20 protein-coding genes are annotated in these 14,390 nt (G+C 63.3%); 10 read left to right on the plus strand and 10 right to left on the minus strand.

Annotated features, from left to right (window positions below; genetic code table 11):
- Nucleotides 1–87 precede the first annotated feature (87 nt).
- Nucleotides 88–783, plus strand: a complete 696-nt coding sequence (locus ABEA02_RS10900) for an ankyrin repeat domain-containing protein (RefSeq protein ID WP_345532973.1) — start codon at nucleotides 88–90, stop codon at nucleotides 781–783.
- Nucleotides 784–848: 65 nt separating this feature from the next.
- Entirely contained in the window at nucleotides 849–1,478 is a 630-nt protein-coding gene (locus tag ABEA02_RS10905; protein ID WP_345532974.1) for a hypothetical protein, read from the plus strand.
- A 20-nt stretch (nucleotides 1,479–1,498) separates the two neighbouring features.
- Here ABEA02_RS10905 and ABEA02_RS10910 read toward each other — a convergent pair whose 3' ends face one another.
- The gene (locus tag ABEA02_RS10910; protein ID WP_345532975.1) at nucleotides 1,499–1,900 is read right to left on the minus strand and encodes a hemerythrin domain-containing protein; all 402 of its coding nucleotides are present in this window, start codon (nucleotides 1,898–1,900) and stop codon (nucleotides 1,499–1,501) included.
- Nucleotides 1,901–2,091: 191 nt separating this feature from the next.
- On the opposite strand from ABEA02_RS10910, the gene pepN reads away from it, so the two are divergent.
- Nucleotides 2,092–4,845, plus strand: coding sequence for an aminopeptidase N (gene pepN / locus ABEA02_RS10915; protein WP_345532976.1), 2,754 nt, complete (start codon nucleotides 2,092–2,094; stop codon nucleotides 4,843–4,845).
- 26 nt (nucleotides 4,846–4,871) lie between these two features.
- Nucleotides 4,872–5,366, plus strand: coding sequence for a heme-degrading domain-containing protein (locus ABEA02_RS10920; RefSeq protein WP_345532977.1), 495 nt, complete (start codon nucleotides 4,872–4,874; stop codon nucleotides 5,364–5,366).
- A 3-nt stretch (nucleotides 5,367–5,369) separates the two neighbouring features.
- Here the strand turns inward: ABEA02_RS10920 and ABEA02_RS10925 are convergent, their stop codons facing one another.
- From ABEA02_RS10925 to ABEA02_RS10940, 4 genes are all read right to left on the minus strand, one after another.
- Entirely contained in the window at nucleotides 5,370–6,020 is a 651-nt protein-coding gene (locus tag ABEA02_RS10925) for an alternative oxidase (RefSeq protein WP_345532978.1), read from the minus strand.
- Between the two features lie 67 nt (nucleotides 6,021–6,087).
- A complete protein-coding gene (locus ABEA02_RS10930; protein WP_345532979.1) occupies nucleotides 6,088–6,486 on the minus strand; it encodes a group III truncated hemoglobin in 399 nt (132 codons plus the stop codon).
- The gene (locus tag ABEA02_RS10935; RefSeq protein ID WP_345532981.1) at nucleotides 6,479–6,937 is read right to left on the minus strand and encodes an RrF2 family transcriptional regulator; all 459 of its coding nucleotides are present in this window, start codon (nucleotides 6,935–6,937) and stop codon (nucleotides 6,479–6,481) included. The genes ABEA02_RS10930 and ABEA02_RS10935 overlap by 8 nt, the downstream gene beginning before the upstream one ends.
- Nucleotides 6,938–7,015: 78 nt before the next feature.
- Nucleotides 7,016–7,441, minus strand: a complete 426-nt coding sequence (locus ABEA02_RS10940; protein ID WP_345532982.1) for a helix-turn-helix domain-containing protein — start codon at nucleotides 7,439–7,441, stop codon at nucleotides 7,016–7,018.
- Nucleotides 7,442–7,522: 81 nt separating this feature from the next.
- On the opposite strand from ABEA02_RS10940, the gene ABEA02_RS10945 reads away from it, so the two are divergent.
- Both ABEA02_RS10945 and ABEA02_RS10950 read left to right on the plus strand, forming a co-directional pair.
- Nucleotides 7,523–8,038 carry a DUF2938 domain-containing protein gene (locus ABEA02_RS10945; protein ID WP_345532983.1) on the plus strand — a complete coding sequence of 172 codons (516 nt, stop codon included), beginning with the start codon at nucleotides 7,523–7,525 and terminating at the stop codon, nucleotides 8,036–8,038.
- Between the two features lie 38 nt (nucleotides 8,039–8,076).
- Nucleotides 8,077–8,313, plus strand: a complete 237-nt coding sequence (locus tag ABEA02_RS10950) for a DUF2798 domain-containing protein (RefSeq protein ID WP_345532984.1) — start codon at nucleotides 8,077–8,079, stop codon at nucleotides 8,311–8,313.
- 52 nt (nucleotides 8,314–8,365) lie between these two features.
- Here ABEA02_RS10950 and ABEA02_RS10955 read toward each other — a convergent pair whose 3' ends face one another.
- A complete protein-coding gene (locus tag ABEA02_RS10955) occupies nucleotides 8,366–8,740 on the minus strand; it encodes a DoxX family protein (RefSeq protein WP_345532985.1) in 375 nt (124 codons plus the stop codon).
- A gap of 215 nt (nucleotides 8,741–8,955) precedes the next feature.
- Here ABEA02_RS10955 and ABEA02_RS10960 point away from each other — a divergent pair, with 215 nt between their 5' ends.
- The 3 genes from ABEA02_RS10960 (at nucleotide 8,956) to ABEA02_RS10970 (ending at nucleotide 10,597) form a co-directional block, all read left to right on the plus strand.
- Entirely contained in the window at nucleotides 8,956–9,603 is a 648-nt protein-coding gene (locus tag ABEA02_RS10960; protein ID WP_345532986.1) for a DsbA family protein, read from the plus strand.
- Nucleotides 9,600–10,190 carry a malonic semialdehyde reductase gene (locus tag ABEA02_RS10965; protein ID WP_345532988.1) on the plus strand — a complete coding sequence of 197 codons (591 nt, stop codon included), beginning with the start codon at nucleotides 9,600–9,602 and terminating at the stop codon, nucleotides 10,188–10,190. The genes ABEA02_RS10960 and ABEA02_RS10965 overlap by 4 nt, the downstream gene beginning before the upstream one ends.
- Nucleotides 10,191–10,357: 167 nt before the next feature.
- A complete protein-coding gene (locus tag ABEA02_RS10970; RefSeq protein ID WP_345532990.1) occupies nucleotides 10,358–10,597 on the plus strand; it encodes a hypothetical protein in 240 nt (79 codons plus the stop codon).
- Between the two features lie 25 nt (nucleotides 10,598–10,622).
- Here the strand turns inward: ABEA02_RS10970 and ABEA02_RS10975 are convergent, their stop codons facing one another.
- A complete protein-coding gene (locus ABEA02_RS10975; RefSeq protein ID WP_345532991.1) occupies nucleotides 10,623–11,249 on the minus strand; it encodes an LON peptidase substrate-binding domain-containing protein in 627 nt (208 codons plus the stop codon).
- Nucleotides 11,250–11,305: 56 nt separating this feature from the next.
- Here ABEA02_RS10975 and ABEA02_RS10980 point away from each other — a divergent pair, with 56 nt between their 5' ends.
- A complete protein-coding gene (locus ABEA02_RS10980) occupies nucleotides 11,306–12,475 on the plus strand; it encodes a class I SAM-dependent methyltransferase (RefSeq protein ID WP_345532992.1) in 1,170 nt (389 codons plus the stop codon).
- Nucleotides 12,476–12,537: 62 nt separating this feature from the next.
- On the opposite strand, the gene ABEA02_RS10985 is transcribed toward ABEA02_RS10980, so the two are convergent.
- From ABEA02_RS10985 to pyrE, 3 genes are all read right to left on the minus strand, one after another.
- Nucleotides 12,538–12,744, minus strand: a complete 207-nt coding sequence (locus ABEA02_RS10985) for a hypothetical protein (RefSeq protein ID WP_345532994.1) — start codon at nucleotides 12,742–12,744, stop codon at nucleotides 12,538–12,540.
- 361 nt (nucleotides 12,745–13,105) lie between these two features.
- Complete coding sequence (locus tag ABEA02_RS10990; RefSeq protein ID WP_345532995.1) at nucleotides 13,106–13,732, minus strand: hypothetical protein; 627 nt, start codon at nucleotides 13,730–13,732, stop codon at nucleotides 13,106–13,108.
- Between the two features lie 13 nt (nucleotides 13,733–13,745).
- Nucleotides 13,746–14,384 (minus strand): orotate phosphoribosyltransferase, encoded by a 639-nt coding sequence (gene pyrE, locus ABEA02_RS10995; RefSeq protein WP_425584675.1) that lies wholly within the window; start codon nucleotides 14,382–14,384, stop codon nucleotides 13,746–13,748.
- Nucleotides 14,385–14,390 lie beyond the last annotated feature (6 nt).

The raw sequence follows: 14,390 nt of genomic DNA on the forward strand, positions 1-14,390 counted from the left end.
CCAGTGACTTTACGAACGACGCTGGATTCCCGCCTTCGCGGGAATGACGATCTGAACCGCTTGTAACCGTAAAGCACGGAGGACACCATGCTGAACCTCTCCCGCTTCGCCACACTCCTGCTGCTGGCACTCACCACCACACCCTCAGCACAAGCCCAGACCGCCCCCAGCGCCAGCGAAGCTGCCCGCTACAGCGGCCTGCACGCCGCCGCCCACCAGGGCGACACGGCCCGCCTGCAACAACTCATCGCCAGCGGCGCTGACCTCAACGCACGCGACGGCCACGGCCGCACGCCCCTGCACGTTGCCAGCTTTGCCAAGCAACGCGAAGTCATCCGCCTGCTCGCCAAAGCCGGCGCAAAACTCGATCTGCTCGAAGACGACCGTTACGACTGCGTCACCATCGCCAGTGTTGCCGACGATGAAGAAACGCTACGCGTGCTGTTGTCGCTGGGCGCCAGTGCGAAGCAGGTCACCAGCCGCTACGAAGGCACGGCTTTGATCGCCGCTGCCCATCTCGGCCACGACGGCGTCGTGAAGCAGCTCATCGCTGCGGGCGCACCGCTCGACCACGTCAATAACCTGCACTGGACAGCCGTCATCGAGTCCATCGTGCTCGGCGATGGCGGCCTGCGCCATCAGGCCACACTGCGCGCCTTGGTGGAAGCTGGTGCGTCGCCAAGACTCACTGACCGCGAGGGCAACACGCCCCTGGTGCTGGCGCGGGCACGCGGTTACACGGCGATGGCGAGAATCATCGAAGAGTCGCGGACGAAGCGCTGACGGGCGCACCCATCTGTCAGGTCGCGTGACATCATACGACTTCTCTGACCCGATGGAGATGAGCCATGCCCGACACCTTGCGCTACCTGTGCGAACGCCAGATCGGTTACAGCACCAGCCTGCTGGGCTTCCCCAATCTCGCGGACTGCATGGCGCTTGTCCTGCAGAATGACGGTGGCCTTTTCGGCATGCATCTGATCGGCGGTGATCAGGGCGGCAAGAAGTTCGCGGAGTGGATTGGTCAGCACAGCGGGTTCATCCAGGACCCGAAGTGGAACGCGATGTACGTCGCCGGCTTCTTTGCGAAACGCTATGGCACGGGCCAGGACGGGGATCTGTCCAGCGAAGTGGCCGCACTGGCCAAAGCCTTGGGCTACAGGGGTGATGTGCTGTGTTACGACACGGTGGAATCCGGCTTGCCAACCTCCACAACGGATTCCATCTACGTGCACTTCCAGCGCACCGGAGCGACGTCGGTGCAGGTGCACTACAAGCGCAGCAGCAAGCTGAACACGGTTTCGGGGCCGGGGGTTGCAAGCAGCGCCGACCACGGCGAGATCACGGGTATCGGCAAGCAAACCCTCGCCTCCAACCTCGGGTACCAGGTCACCAGCGTGACGGGCAAGGTATCGCTACTGCACTCCGGCAAGATGCATGTCTTCAAGGGGCCGTCAAAAACCATCACGGTTGGCTGACCGGAGCCCGTACGGCCGACTCAACTCTGCTGTGTCGCCTCCATTGCATCCTCCAGCACTTCCCAAACCTCTTCCTCCTCGAAGTTCACATGCCGTTGCATGGCATTCGAGAACTCGCGGATGAGTAGCGCGCTGGGCTGCTCATGCAAGGCTTCGATGAGGCCGCGCATGTGCATGTGTTCCTGGTAGGTGCGGTCGGCCAGGTCGTCGCGGCCCAGCTCGCGCAGGCGTGGCAGTGCGTGGCGCTCTTCTTCGAGGAAGTGGGGTTCCATCTCCTGGATGAAAATGTTGCGGATCCGCTCGACAAACTCGGGCAGGTCCTCATCACTCTGCGGCATGGCATCGCGCGCAGCCGTAGCCAGCAGCATTGCTGCACGGTGCTCCTGGGTCAGATGTTTCAATCGCAGACTGAGTTTTCGCATGATGGTCGTTCCTGTCCCGCCGGTGGCGTTTGCCGGCTTTGCCGTCTACTCCTCCAGCAAACAACAAGCCAGTCTGGACTCTAACTGCAGCGCGGCGCAGCATGGCTTGATCCAGGTCAACGCGGCTCGGCTCCCGCCCTACGGCCTACAATGGGCGCTTCGCCGTTGCCCTGCCTCACTGGAATCCCCGCATGAACGCCCCGCAGACCATCTATCTCAAGGACTACACCCCCCCCAGCCACCTGGTCGACACGGTCGAGCTGGATATCGCCATTCACCGGGGCTTTGCCCGTGTCACGGCCCGACTGGCGATGCGTCGCAACCCGGCGTCCAGTGCCAGTGCGCTGCGGCTCGATGGCGAAGAGCTGCACCTTGAGGCCCTGCGCCTCGACGGCCGCAGCCTGCCTGAAAGCGCCTACCAGCTTGACGAGACCAGCCTGACGCTGGCCGACACCCCGGACGCCTTCGTGCTGGAGACGGTAGTACGCATCGAGCCCGACAAGAACACCCAGCTGTCGGGGCTCTACCGCTCCAAGGATGGCTACTTCACGCAATGCGAGGCGCAGGGTTTCCGCCGCATCACCTTCTACCCGGATCGGCCGGACGTGATGGCGAAGTTCCGCTGCACCCTGCATGCGGACAAGGCCAGCTTCCCCATCCTGCTGTCGAACGGCAACCCGGTTGCGCAGGGTGAGGAGAGCGGTGACGGAAATGAGGGCCGCCACTGGGCGACCTGGGAAGACCCGTTTGCCAAGCCGGCTTACCTGTTTGCCTGCGTCGCGGCGAAGCTCGACGTGCTGGAGGACTACTACACGACGACCTCGGGCCGCCGCGTGCGCTGCGCCGTGTATGTCGAACCCGGCAAGCTCGACCAGTGCGACCACGCAATTGCCGCGCTGAAGAAGTCGATGAAGTGGGACGAGGATGTGTTCGGTCTGGAGATGGACCTTGAGCACTACATGATCGTCGCCGTCGGTGACTTCAACATGGGCGCAATGGAGAACAAGGGTCTCAACATCTTCAACACCAAGTACGTGCTGGCCCGCCCGGACACCGCGACCGATACGGACTACCAGAACATTGACCGCGTCGTCGCGCACGAGTACTTCCACAACTGGACGGGCAACCGCGTGACCTGCCGCGACTGGTTCCAGCTCTCGCTGAAGGAGGGCCTCACCGTCTTCCGCGACCAGAACTTCGGCATGGACGTGCACTCGGCCGGCGTGACGCGCATCCAGGAAGTGCGCACTTTGCGCGCCGCGCAGTACCCGGAAGATGCCGGTCCCATGGCCCACCCGATCCGCCCGGCGAGCTACGCCGAGATCAACAACTTCTACACCGCGACGGTGTACGAAAAGGGGGCGGAAGTCATCCGCATGATCTACACCCTCATCGGCAAGCAGGCCTTCCGCAAGGGCATGGATCTGTACTTCGCGCGCCACGACGGGCAGGCTGTGTGCTGTGAGGACTTTGTCGCCGCGATGCAGGACGCATCCGGTCTCGACCTCACGCAGTTCCAGCGCTGGTACAACCAGGCCGGCACGCCGCGCCTTGTGGTGAAGAGCGAGTTTGATGCTGCTGCGAAGCGCTACACGTTGACGGTCACGCAGCAGTACCCCGCCACACCTTACGAAGAGCGCATGGCCAGCGAAGGCCTTCCGCAGGAGCGTGGCCCTTATCACCTGCCGCTGGTGATTGGCCTGCTGGATGCTGCGGGCAAGGAGCTGCCGCTGCGCCTCGCCGGCGAGGCGGCCGTGCAGGGCACGCAACGCGTACTCACTGTGCGCGAGGACACGCAGACCTTCGTGTTCGAGGAGATCACCGCTGAGCCCGTGCCTTCCCTGCTGCGCGGCTTCTCTGCGCCGGTGATCCTCGACTACGACTACAGCGAGGCCGCGCTGACGCACCTGATGGCGCATGACACTGATGCAGTGAATCGCTGGGAAGCCGGCCAACGCCTCGCCACAGGCATCCTTATGAATGGCGTCAGGATGCTTGCGGCCCCCCGCCCCACGGGTTGGAAAGAAGCGCCCTCCGATGTGGAAGTCGGCGCGGCGACCTTCCTCCCCACGCCGTGGGAGCCCGCGTGGGTCCCCGCCAGCTACACCAGCGCCATCCGCAGCCTGCTGGCCTCTGCCTTCACGCCTGGTGGTGACCCGGCCCTCGTTGCCGAAGCACTGGTCCTGCCCTCCGAAACCTACCTCGCCGAGCAGATGGAAGTCGTCGATCCCGATGCCATCCACGCTGCCCGTCTTGCCCTGCGCCAGCATCTCGCACAGGCGCTGCGGGCCGACTTCGAAGCCGCTTACGCACGTCTGGCCATTCACGGCCCGTACTCGCCCGATGGCGAACAGGCTGGCAAGCGCGCGCTGCGCAATGTCTGCCTGGGTTATCTGGCCGAGCTGGGCGACGAAGCGTCGAACGCATTGGTGGTCAGCCATTACGAGCAGGCTGCCAACATGACCGACACCATGGCCGCCCTCGGCGCGCTGGCCAATCTCGACATCGCGGCACGCCACACCGCGCTGGACAGCTTTTATACGCGCTGGAAGGCCGAGGCTCTGGTGGTCGACAAGTGGCTGCAGGTGCAATCGACGTCGCGTCTGCCCACGACAACTGCCGATGTACGCGCCCTGATGGCGCACGAAGCTTTCGACATCCGCAACCCGAACAAGGTGTACTCGCTGGTGCGTGCTTTCTGCGCGGCCAACCCCAAGCACTTCCACGCGGCAGATGGCAGCGGCTACAGGCTTGCGGCGGATGTGATCCTGCAGCTCGACAGCATGAACCCGCAGGTCGCATCGCGCATCGCGCGTACATTCGACCGCTGGAGAAAGTTTGACGACACGCGTCAGGGCAAGGCGCGCGAACAGCTCGAACGCATCCGCGTGCACGATGGCCTGTCGAGCGACGTGGCTGAAGTCGTCGGCAAAGCCCTGGGTTGAAGCAAGCACCATTGACGGAGAGACAGATGGAACTGGATGCAGAAATCGCCCGCGCCGCACTGCAGGAGAAGACCCTGCAGTTCGCCGAGTTCGACACCACCACCGCCTGGGCGCTGGGCGGCCTGATCAAGAGCGTGGCCGAGGCACGCGGCATTGCTGTCGCCATCGACATCACGCTGGCCGGCGCGCCGCTGTTCTTCTACGCCATGCCCGGCACCAATCCCGGCCACTCTGACTGGATTCGCCGCAAGCGCAACAGCGTGATGCGCTTCTTCAAGAGCTCGCACCTTGTCGGGCTGGACACGCAGAAAGCGAACACCACGCTGGACGCGCGCACCGGCTCGACGCGCGCCGAGTACGAGGCCGTGGGTGGCAGCTTCCCGATCCGCCTGCGCGGCAGCGCCGCCGTGATCGGCGCGGTGACGGTGTCGGGTCTCGCACCGCGCGCCGATCACATGCTGGTCGTCACCGCCATCGCGCAGCACCTGGGCATCGACCCGGCACCGCTCGCGCTGGACTGATACTCAGCGCGCTGCGTCACCCAAGGCCGTTGCGTCGCCCGACAAGGCGTCGGCGAAGCCGTGGTTGACATCGCGATGCCCTGCTTCGTCTTTTCGTACGGCAATCACGACCTCGCGCAGCCTGGCGTTGGCAGGCAGCTTCCAGTAGTCGATGGCGATCTGCGGGGCCGGCACGTTCTCGTAACGCCCCGCATCGATGCCCGCGAGGTACTCGGTGTAGCTGCGGCAGGCTTCTTCCTCGAAGTAGCCGACGATGCGATGCGCCGTGCGCGCCGACACCAGGTACACCACGAAAAACAGGTTGTAGAACACGCCCTGTGCGAGTCGAACCAGAACGCGCTCGAAACGCGAAGGCTGCGTAATCGCGAGGAAGGTCATGAGGTGCATGCGCTCGTTCTCGGCCTCATCAAGCAGCTGGCGCACCCAGCCCCGGTCGTCGCACATGTTGCGCAAGGCGCGCAGGTGCTGCAGCGTGCCGGCCACCATGCCGGGCACGGCCGCCACGGTCTCCAGCACCACGGCGCGGTGGCCGTAACGCCTGGCAAAGAACAGGTCAGCGCAGAAGCGCAATAGTTTCGTGAAGGCCAGCGCGACACGGTCGTGCAGGTCGCGCGGTGCGCGGTGGGTGAAGCGATAGGTGGTTGGGGGGGTCATGATGGCTCCTTGTCGGGGTCTTCGGATACGCTATTGATACATATGAAATGCAACTTTTAAAGCCCGTCTAAGCACGCACTGCGGACAAAGCCGACTCCGCATGAAAGGCGTGCAACTGGCGCAGCGATTCGCCAATGTGCCGCGCACGTGCCAGCCAGGGCTCGGCCAGCTCGGGCGGCAGGCTCTCGCGCACCGTGTCGGCAAACAGGGCCAGCCAGTCTTCGAGCAAGGCCGGCGTAAAACCCGATTCGATGTGCTTTTCGGCCACGCGGTAGCGGTAGTCCATATAGCGCTTGCCACCCAGCGTGACCCACCAGAAGTGCGTCAGCACCGCCTCGTGCGCCGGCCAGTCGCCTACACGCGCAAACGGCGCCGCCAGGGCAGGATGCACGCGCACCGCGGCGTAGAAACGCGCCACCACCTCTGCCACTCGCGGCAGGCCCAGTTCGCTGGCTACGTCATGCATGGCCAGCCCCCATCGTGGTGATGAAGTCACGATGCAGCGTCACGATGGCGCTGCCCGTCTTGCCACGGCTCACGTCGGCCAGGCTCACCTCGTTCATCTTGTCGTAGAACGCCGCAAGCCCTGCATTAAGTGCGGCCTTGAGCAGGCAACGGCCGTTCAGTGCACAGGGCTGCGACGCACAGTCGATCAGCGATTCGCTCTCTTCGAGCTGGCGCAGGACGTCGCCGATGCGCAAGCGCTCGGCATCCACGCCCAATACCAGCCCGCCCTTACGCCCGCGTACGGCAGTGACCCAGCCAAGTTTGCCGAGGCGGTTCGCCACTTTGACAAGGTGGTTGTGAGGTACTTCGAATTGCTGAGCAATCTCGCCGATGGTGACCGGCGTGTCGCGCTCGTGCGTGAGGTACATGAGGATACGCAGGCCGAAATCGGTAAAGCGGGTGAGCTGCATGGCGAGTTTCCGTGGGGGCTTGCCTGCACTCTAGTATTGATGCATTTGAAATGCAACTATTTGGCGCTTCTACCCGACTCAACGCCTCCGCTGCGAACGCGCCCTGCCGCGCTCACCCAGTGCACCGACGGCGGCCGCGCCGAGCAGACGGCGGAAGGTCGGGCATTCCATGTGGCTCGGTGCGGGGCAGACGGCAGCGTGCCGCAAGCCGTCGCGCATCGCGCTGAGTTTGCGGATGGTCGCGTCGAGTTCGTCAGCCTTGGCGGCCAGCAGCTCGCGGTCGATGTCGGGTTGGCCGTCGGCGCCGAACATGCGCGCGATCTCGTCGAGCGAGAACCCGGCAGACTGCCCCAGCGCAATGAGCGCCAGGCGCTCCAGTACGGCCGGCGCAAACACGCGCCGCAAGCCCTGCCGACCGACCGAGCGGATCAGCCCTTTCTCTTCGTAATAGCGCAGGGTCGAGGCCGGTACGCCGCTGTGTTTCGCGACTTCGGCAATGTCCATACAAAACCCCTTGACCTCAAGTTGACTTGAGGTGGCACTGTGCGCTTACGGCCATGCCATGGCAAGCCTGAGGAGCACGAAATGGAATCACTGGGGCATATCCTGACAAACACCTTGTTGATCGGCATTGGCGCGACCGCGATCACGGATCTTTGGGCGCTGCTGCGACGGCGCCTGCTGGGCGTCGCGCTCCCCGACTACGGCCTCGTTGGGCGTTGGTTCGCACACATGCCGCGCGGCCACTTCCGCCACGAGGCGATTGCGCGGGTCGAAGCTGTCGCAGGTGAAAGCCTGATCGGCTGGGCAGCGCACTACCTCACAGGCATGGCCTTCGCCGCCCTGCTGGTCGCGCTGTGCGGCCCTGCCTGGTTGCAATCGCCACGTCTCGCATCGGCGCTGCTGTTCGGACTCGTCACGGTCGCCGCCCCCTTTCTGCTGATGCAGCCGGGCATGGGCGCAGGCATCGCGGCGAGCCGCACGCCTCGCCCGAATGCGGCGCGTTTGCAGAGCCTCATCACTCACGCGGTGTTTGGCTGCGGGCTTTACGCCAGTGCGCTGCTGATCCGCGTCATCACCGATTTCACCCCCGCGTCCTGAACGCACATTCCGCCCCCCTCATTCAACAGGAGAACATCATGCGCAACACCCCACGCATTCCCGCCCGCTTCGCCCCGATCCTTTTCGGCGCGCTGCTTTCCGTGATCATGGTCGCCATCGTGTCGGCCTTCGTACTGGCTGTGAGCCAGGGCATCAGTGCCGACTTCCCCGCGCGCTGGCTGAAAAGCTGCCTGACGACCTGGCCGGTGGCCTTCGCTTCAGTCACCTTGCTTGCACCCTGGGTGCGCCGTGTCGTCGGACGGCTGACTACATGAAAATCGGGCGCACGACCATCGACCGTGCGCCCGACAGGACGTGCTCCGTGAATCAGGCGCGGCGCGCGTCCACGCTCAGAGCCGTGGCACCGCTCGCAGCCAGCAGGAGGAAGCCGCCCGCCATGGCGAGGTTCTTGAGGAACATGATGAGCTGTATCTGATCAGCGAAGTTGCTGTGGAAGATCACGCCGGAAACCACGCTGAAGCCCGCCAGTGCGAGCGCTGCCCAACGCGTCTGGAAGCCCGCAATGATCGCAATGCCGCCAAGCACTTCGAGCGCAATGGTCGGCCACAGCAGCACGGTCGGCACACCCATGGCAGCCATGTAACCGGCGGTGCCAGCCGTGTCGGCGAGCTTGCCAAAGCCGCTGATGACGAAGATGAGGGCCAGCAGGATGCGGCCGGCGAGATGCAGATAGTTGTTCATGATGGTTTTCTCCAGTGTTGGGTTGCGCTGCAAGCTTTGCTGCAGTGGTGGGGGCTGCTTGCGTGGTGTCACTGTAGGAGATATCGCGCCGGTCAATAAGCCGGGCTGGCGGAACACATTGTTGCGCCTACGGCATCAGAGAATGCCTTCGAGCCATCTGTATCCCGTTTTCTGCTCGGGCTACAGTGTAAGCACCCCAACCTGTAGAAAGCATCATGCCGTCCACCCTGCACTACATCTTTGACCCGCTCTGCGGCTGGTGCTATGCCGCCAGCCCGCTACTGCGCCATGCAGTCACCGCGCTGGGCAATGGGCTGACACTGCAATTTCATCCGGGCCTGATGTTCGATTCACCACGCAACCTGGGACCGGATTGGCGTTCATACATCCTCAATGCCGACCAGAGAATCCATCAGCTGACCGGTGTACCTTTCGGCAAGCCTTACATCGACTGGTTGCTCAGCGACGCCCCCATGGTGCTCGAATCGACCACACCAACGCTAGCCCTGCTGGCCGCTCGCCAGCTCGAGTCGTCGTTAACACTGGATATGCTCGAGGCCATTCAGGCCGCGCGTTACCAGCGCGGCGAAGACATCTGTGACCCGGCGCATCTCGCAAAGCTCGCTGGCGCATTGGGTTTTAACGAAGCCACCTTCACAACCGCAATGACAAAACAGGCGACGCAACTGGATGAGTGCGTGAGTGAGGCGCGCCAGCGCCTGCATGCCGCAGGCGGTCAGGGCTTTCCGACCTTCATTCTGGAGACGGCCAGTGGCCTGCACCGTCTCGACCATGGTCGCCACTACGGCAACCCGCAAACCTTCATTGACCAGATCAGATCCCTCACAGGAGCCACAGCATGAGCCTTCCCCTTCCCGATCAAGCCTACGACCTTGCCTTCCGTACGGCACGCACCTTCAACCGCTTCAGCGATCGCGAAGTCAGCGACGCCACGCTGTACGAAATCCGTGAGCTGATGAAGTGGGGGCCGACCTCGATGAACAGCCAGGCGGGACGCTTCGTGTTCCTCAAATCGAAGGAGTCGCGCGAGCGCCTGCGCCCGGCGCTGTCCGCCGGCAACCTCGAAAAGACCATGGCGGCGCCGGTGACCGTTATCGTCGCCACCGACGCACGTTTCTTCGATCATCTCGCCACGCAGTTCCCGGCATACGACGCCAAGCCGATGTACGAAGCCAACCCGGCACTCGCCGACAAGGTGGGGCTGCGTGACGGCACTTTGCAGGGCGCCTACTTCATCATCGCCGCACGCATGCTGGGACTCGATTGCGGACCCATGGGCGGCTTCGACGCCGACAAGGTGAATGCCGAGTTTTTCGCGGATGGTCGCTGGCGTGCCAACTTCCTCATCAATCTGGGTTATGGCGCCGAAGGCGGTACGCATCCGCGTGGTCCGCGTCTGTCGTTCGATGAGGTAGCGCAAATCCTCTGAGGCTTGTTTCACGCTGAGCCCCTGCAGTAGCGCGTGTCAGAGAAATTTCGACAATTCTTTCGTGAAGAATTACGCGTGGAGCAGGGGTTCTTCCTGATGCATGTGCACATCGTGGACAGCTAAGGTATCCCTACGAACTCCCCCAAATGTTTGTCGGATACATCAGATTGGATACCAACGTGATTCCCCTCAAGACAGAAGCCGGCGCAACGGAAATCCGTACGCGCGCCATGCGACTTGATGCACGCTTGCGTTCGCTGCTGATTCTCGTGGACGGGCACAAGCCGCTCTCCAACCTTCAGGCTGCGCTCGGTGATGGCGCAGAAGAAAACCTGCGTCGATTGCGCGAACTGGGTCTGGTGACTTGGGACGACTCGCTGTCTTCGCAGATGCAGCGTCCGTCCTGATCACAAATTGATCGCCCTGCCGGCCTCACTTGATGAGGCCGTGCTCCATGAGGTACTGGTGGATGATGGTCAGACGCATGTCTGCGTCGTCCAGCTCCAGCAACTTGAGCCGCGCCAGCGGCGGTATCGGCAGGATCTCCGCAAAACGGAACGCGAGCCAGTTCGCCTCGTCGAACGCATGCGGCTCGGCAATCACGTCCCTTCCCTTGTCCGCCGCAATCAATCGCAGCAGCGACTGCATGGATACGAACTTCGGCGCAACACTCGCCGTCTCCTGCATCAGCCAATCGACCTCGGCCGCAACCGTTTGACGCTGCGTTATCTGGTGACTGCGGATACGGAAGCGTCGCCCACCGCGCACAGTGATGTGCAACACACCCGGCTGGGTCATGTCCCAATCGATAATGTGCGCTTCAACGCCCACAGCATGCGGCGTCGCCGCCTCGCCCACTTCGCGGCCCTGGTCGATGAGGCAGATACCGAAAGCGGCATCGTTGCGCATGCATTCGCCGATCATGTCCATGTAACGCGCCTCGAAGATGCGCAGCTTCATGCGTCCTTCGGGGTGCAGCACATTGCCCAGCGGGAAGATCGGCAGCTGCGAGGCAGCGGGCGCAGTGGAAACGCCCGGAGCAGCGGGTTTCGAAGTCATGCACGATTGTAACCACGTGCGGATGTGCAGCGACGTTCGGTCCTACAATCCGCCCCATGAAAGAAATCAATACGCTGCCACCGCCCGGAGCCGATGCACTGGCGCATTCCGAAGCACTTGAAGCACAGATCCGCCAGCGCATCGCCGATGCCGGTGGCTGGATCAGCTTCGCCGACTACATGGCACTGGCGCTCTACACGCCGGGCCTCGGGTATTACAGCGGCGGGTCGCGCAAGTTCGGCAGTGACGGCGACTTCGTTACTGCGCCAGAAATCTCGCCGCTGTTCGGCGAAGCGCTGGCCGCACAAGTCGCGGAAGTAATGGCGCAGTCTTCTGCACACCTGCTCGAAGCCGGCGCCGGCACCGGACTGCTGGCTGCCGACCTGCTCGCCACGCTCGAATCCCTCGGCGCGTTGCCGACGCACTACGACATTCTCGAACTGAGCGGCGAGCTGCGCGAACGCCAGCGCGAAACGCTGCAGGCGCGCGTGCCACACCTCGTCGAACGCGTGCGCTGGCTGGACGCCATGCCGACGATGTTCAGCGGCTGCGTGGTGGCCAACGAAGTGCTCGATGTGATGCCTGTGCATCGCCTGCGCTGGCGCAAAGGTGGCTGCGAGGAGTTGGGCGTGGGCATTGCGGAAGGCCAGCTTGTCGATGCCACACGCCCGCTGTCCGCCGGGCTCGCTGCTGCCGTGGCGAAGCTCCCTGTCACGCCCCCCACATCTGGCGACTATGTCAGCGAGATCTGCCCGTCGGCTTTTGCCTGGGTCGCCGAATGGGCGCGCTGCCTGCAGCAGGGGGCCTTGTTGCTGATCGATTATGGGTATCCGACTGCCGAGTACTACCTGCCCTCGCGCAGTCAGGGCACGCTGCAGTGCTACTACCGGCACCGCGCACACACGGCGTTCTACCGCTGGCCGGGGCTTAACGACATTACTTCCTTCGTGGACTTCACGGCTTGTGCCGAAGCGGGCTTTGACGCCGGGCTTGAAGTGCTGGGCTACACGACGCAGGCGAGCTTCCTGGTCAATTGCGGTGTGCTGGAGAGGCTGGCGCTGCGTGGCGAGACGGACAGCGCGGATTACCTGCGTGCATCGCGCGCGCTGCAGCGCCTGATCGGCGCCCATGACATGGGGGAGGTTTTCAAGGTGCTGGCACTGGGCCGCGGTCTGGAGGCGCCCCTGAGGGGATTCGCGCGCGGCGACCGTACTCACGCGCTTTGACGGGCTGCAGTCAAGCGGCAGCCATCAGCGACCGACCCACACGGAGTCGGCCGCCGGAACGATCATTCCTGTGCGCTGTAGAGGCGCGCCAGGAAGCCGTCGATATCGGTAAACATCGCCGCTTCATGCTTGGACTGCGTGGCCTGGGTCTGCAAGCCCAGCGCCAGGGCCGGGTGAGACAACCAGTTCGCGTTCAGCACTTCATCGCCGTAACGTTCTGCATCGGTAAGGGTTTCGCCGGTTCTCATATCCATGATCTTCACCGCCATGTTGAGTTCTCCCGCCAGGGTTCTGGTCCGTTGCAGTCAGCCGGAAATTTCCGACCGCCCACAAGCTCTATAACGAACCATTTCGCAAAAGGTTTAAAGCGGAATCACGCAGACAATGTAAAGCCTGTCACGCCTGATGAAACCACCTACACACTCTCCGCAAACCCTTGCGGTGCAACAATCTTGAGGAATCATGCGCCTTGCGCGCACACGACACGGCAACTATGCCCCGAGGTTCGTGACACTTGCCCGAAGGTCTGATGACAGGGGGATGAAAAACGAACGACGAGCGTATCGCCAGAGCGATGAACGGTCGTCGTTGAGGTAACCGGAAACTGCGGAGCGGATACGCCGCTTTCGTTCAGTGCTTGCCTCTGGCGCCAGAGAGCTCGATGAAGCGCGTACGGTCCATCTCGAAGCGCGTACGGATGGCTTCGATGTCGCGCTGCTTGCTGTCGATGACCGAACGCGTCGCGGCAAGCTCGCCGGAGTTGGTCACGAGGTCTTCCGCGACATCCCTGGGAATCTGGCCCGTGGCGGGCTTGAGCTTTTCGAGCGCAGCACGCTTGGCCAGCAGCTCGGTCTCCTGTGCGCGGGCGCGCTTGAGGTCGGCTTCGACGCTGGCGATTTCACGATCGCGACGCGCATCGATCTCTTCGACGCGGGCATAGCTGTCGAGCAGCACGCGGTCGCGCCGCTTGGCTTCAGCCTCGCGGATGGCGCGCTCGCGGGCCGCCTTGAGTTCGGCGTCGTACTTGGCACGCTGTTCGGCGGTCATCGGCGCGGCAATCTCGCGCATCGTGCGACCGGAGCCAGACAACTCGGTGTACGCCCGGTCGTAACAGACTTGCGGCAGCGTGTCTCCGCAGATCTTGCGCCCGTTGTTATCCGCACAGCAGTAGGTCGTACGTGCCGGCGTCGTGCCCTGCGCGAGGGCGCTGCCCGCAAACAGGGCCAGGACTGCAAGACTCCACCAGTGCTTCGGCATCGGTTCTTCTCTCTCAGGCAACACCGTAAGTGTCGCGGTAACGCTGCACGGCTTCCAGTTGCACCGCCATCTGCGGACTGTCAGCCAGGAATCCCAACAAGTCGGTGAGGCTGGCCACAGCCACAACCGGTACACCGAAAGAGTCGCGCACTTCCTGCACGGCGCTCTTGTCGCCGGTGCCGCGTTCCATGCGGTCCAGCGCGATCACGACGCCTGCCAGCTCGGCGCCTGCCGCGCGGATGATCTCGACTGATTCACGCACCGAGGTCCCTGCGGAAATCACGTCGTCGAGCACCAGTACGCGGCCCTTGAGGGGTGCGCCAACGAGGGTGCCGCCTTCGCCGTGGTCCTTGGCTTCCTTGCGGTTGAAACAGAATGGCAGATTGACACCTTGTGCAGCAAGCTGCATGGCCGTGCCAGCGACGAGCGGGATGCCTTTGTAAGCCGGCCCGAACAGGGTGTCGACCGCCAAACCACTGTCGCGGATGGCTCGGGCGTAGTAACCACAGAGTTCGCCAAAGGATTCACCGTCATCAAACAACGCACTGTTGAAGAAATAGGGTGACAGGCGACCCGCCTTGGTCTTGAACTCGCCGAAACGCAGCACACCTTTGCGGACCGCCAGGCCCAGAAACTCACGACTAAAATGCACGATCAA

The sequence above is a fragment of the Viridibacterium curvum genome, assembly GCF_039544165.1.
In the GTDB taxonomy this organism is placed as follows: domain Bacteria; phylum Pseudomonadota; class Gammaproteobacteria; order Burkholderiales; family Rhodocyclaceae; genus Viridibacterium; species Viridibacterium curvum.

What these genes read in the sequence shown, in the direction of transcription:
- ABEA02_RS10940 (WP_345532982.1), bottom strand. Translation starts at nt 7,441, where the DNA reads ATGGACATTGCCGAAGTCGCGAAACACAGCGGCGTACCGGCCTCGACC.
- ABEA02_RS10905 (WP_345532974.1), top strand. Translation starts at nt 849, where the DNA reads ATGCCCGACACCTTGCGCTACCTGTGCGAACGCCAGATCGGTTACAGC.
- ABEA02_RS10960 (WP_345532986.1), top strand. Translation starts at nt 8,956, where the DNA reads ATGCCGTCCACCCTGCACTACATCTTTGACCCGCTCTGCGGCTGGTGC.
- ABEA02_RS10930 (WP_345532979.1), bottom strand. Translation starts at nt 6,486, where the DNA reads ATGCATGACGTAGCCAGCGAACTGGGCCTGCCGCGAGTGGCAGAGGTG.
- ABEA02_RS10910 (WP_345532975.1), bottom strand. Translation starts at nt 1,900, where the DNA reads ATGCGAAAACTCAGTCTGCGATTGAAACATCTGACCCAGGAGCACCGT.
- ABEA02_RS10935 (WP_345532981.1), bottom strand. Translation starts at nt 6,937, where the DNA reads ATGCAGCTCACCCGCTTTACCGATTTCGGCCTGCGTATCCTCATGTAC.
- ABEA02_RS10900 (WP_345532973.1), top strand. Translation starts at nt 88, where the DNA reads ATGCTGAACCTCTCCCGCTTCGCCACACTCCTGCTGCTGGCACTCACC.
- ABEA02_RS10955 (WP_345532985.1), bottom strand. Translation starts at nt 8,740, where the DNA reads ATGAACAACTATCTGCATCTCGCCGGCCGCATCCTGCTGGCCCTCATC.
- ABEA02_RS10920 (WP_345532977.1), top strand. Translation starts at nt 4,872, where the DNA reads ATGGAACTGGATGCAGAAATCGCCCGCGCCGCACTGCAGGAGAAGACC.
- ABEA02_RS10975 (WP_345532991.1), bottom strand. Translation starts at nt 11,249, where the DNA reads ATGACTTCGAAACCCGCTGCTCCGGGCGTTTCCACTGCGCCCGCTGCC.
- ABEA02_RS10945 (WP_345532983.1), top strand. Translation starts at nt 7,523, where the DNA reads ATGGAATCACTGGGGCATATCCTGACAAACACCTTGTTGATCGGCATT.
- ABEA02_RS10965 (WP_345532988.1), top strand. Translation starts at nt 9,600, where the DNA reads ATGAGCCTTCCCCTTCCCGATCAAGCCTACGACCTTGCCTTCCGTACG.
- ABEA02_RS10925 (WP_345532978.1), bottom strand. Translation starts at nt 6,020, where the DNA reads ATGACCCCCCCAACCACCTATCGCTTCACCCACCGCGCACCGCGCGAC.
- ABEA02_RS10950 (WP_345532984.1), top strand. Translation starts at nt 8,077, where the DNA reads ATGCGCAACACCCCACGCATTCCCGCCCGCTTCGCCCCGATCCTTTTC.
- ABEA02_RS10985 (WP_345532994.1), bottom strand. Translation starts at nt 12,744, where the DNA reads ATGGCGGTGAAGATCATGGATATGAGAACCGGCGAAACCCTTACCGAT.
- pepN (WP_345532976.1), top strand. Translation starts at nt 2,092, where the DNA reads ATGAACGCCCCGCAGACCATCTATCTCAAGGACTACACCCCCCCCAGC.
- ABEA02_RS10990 (WP_345532995.1), bottom strand. Translation starts at nt 13,732, where the DNA reads ATGCCGAAGCACTGGTGGAGTCTTGCAGTCCTGGCCCTGTTTGCGGGC.
- ABEA02_RS10980 (WP_345532992.1), top strand. Translation starts at nt 11,306, where the DNA reads ATGAAAGAAATCAATACGCTGCCACCGCCCGGAGCCGATGCACTGGCG.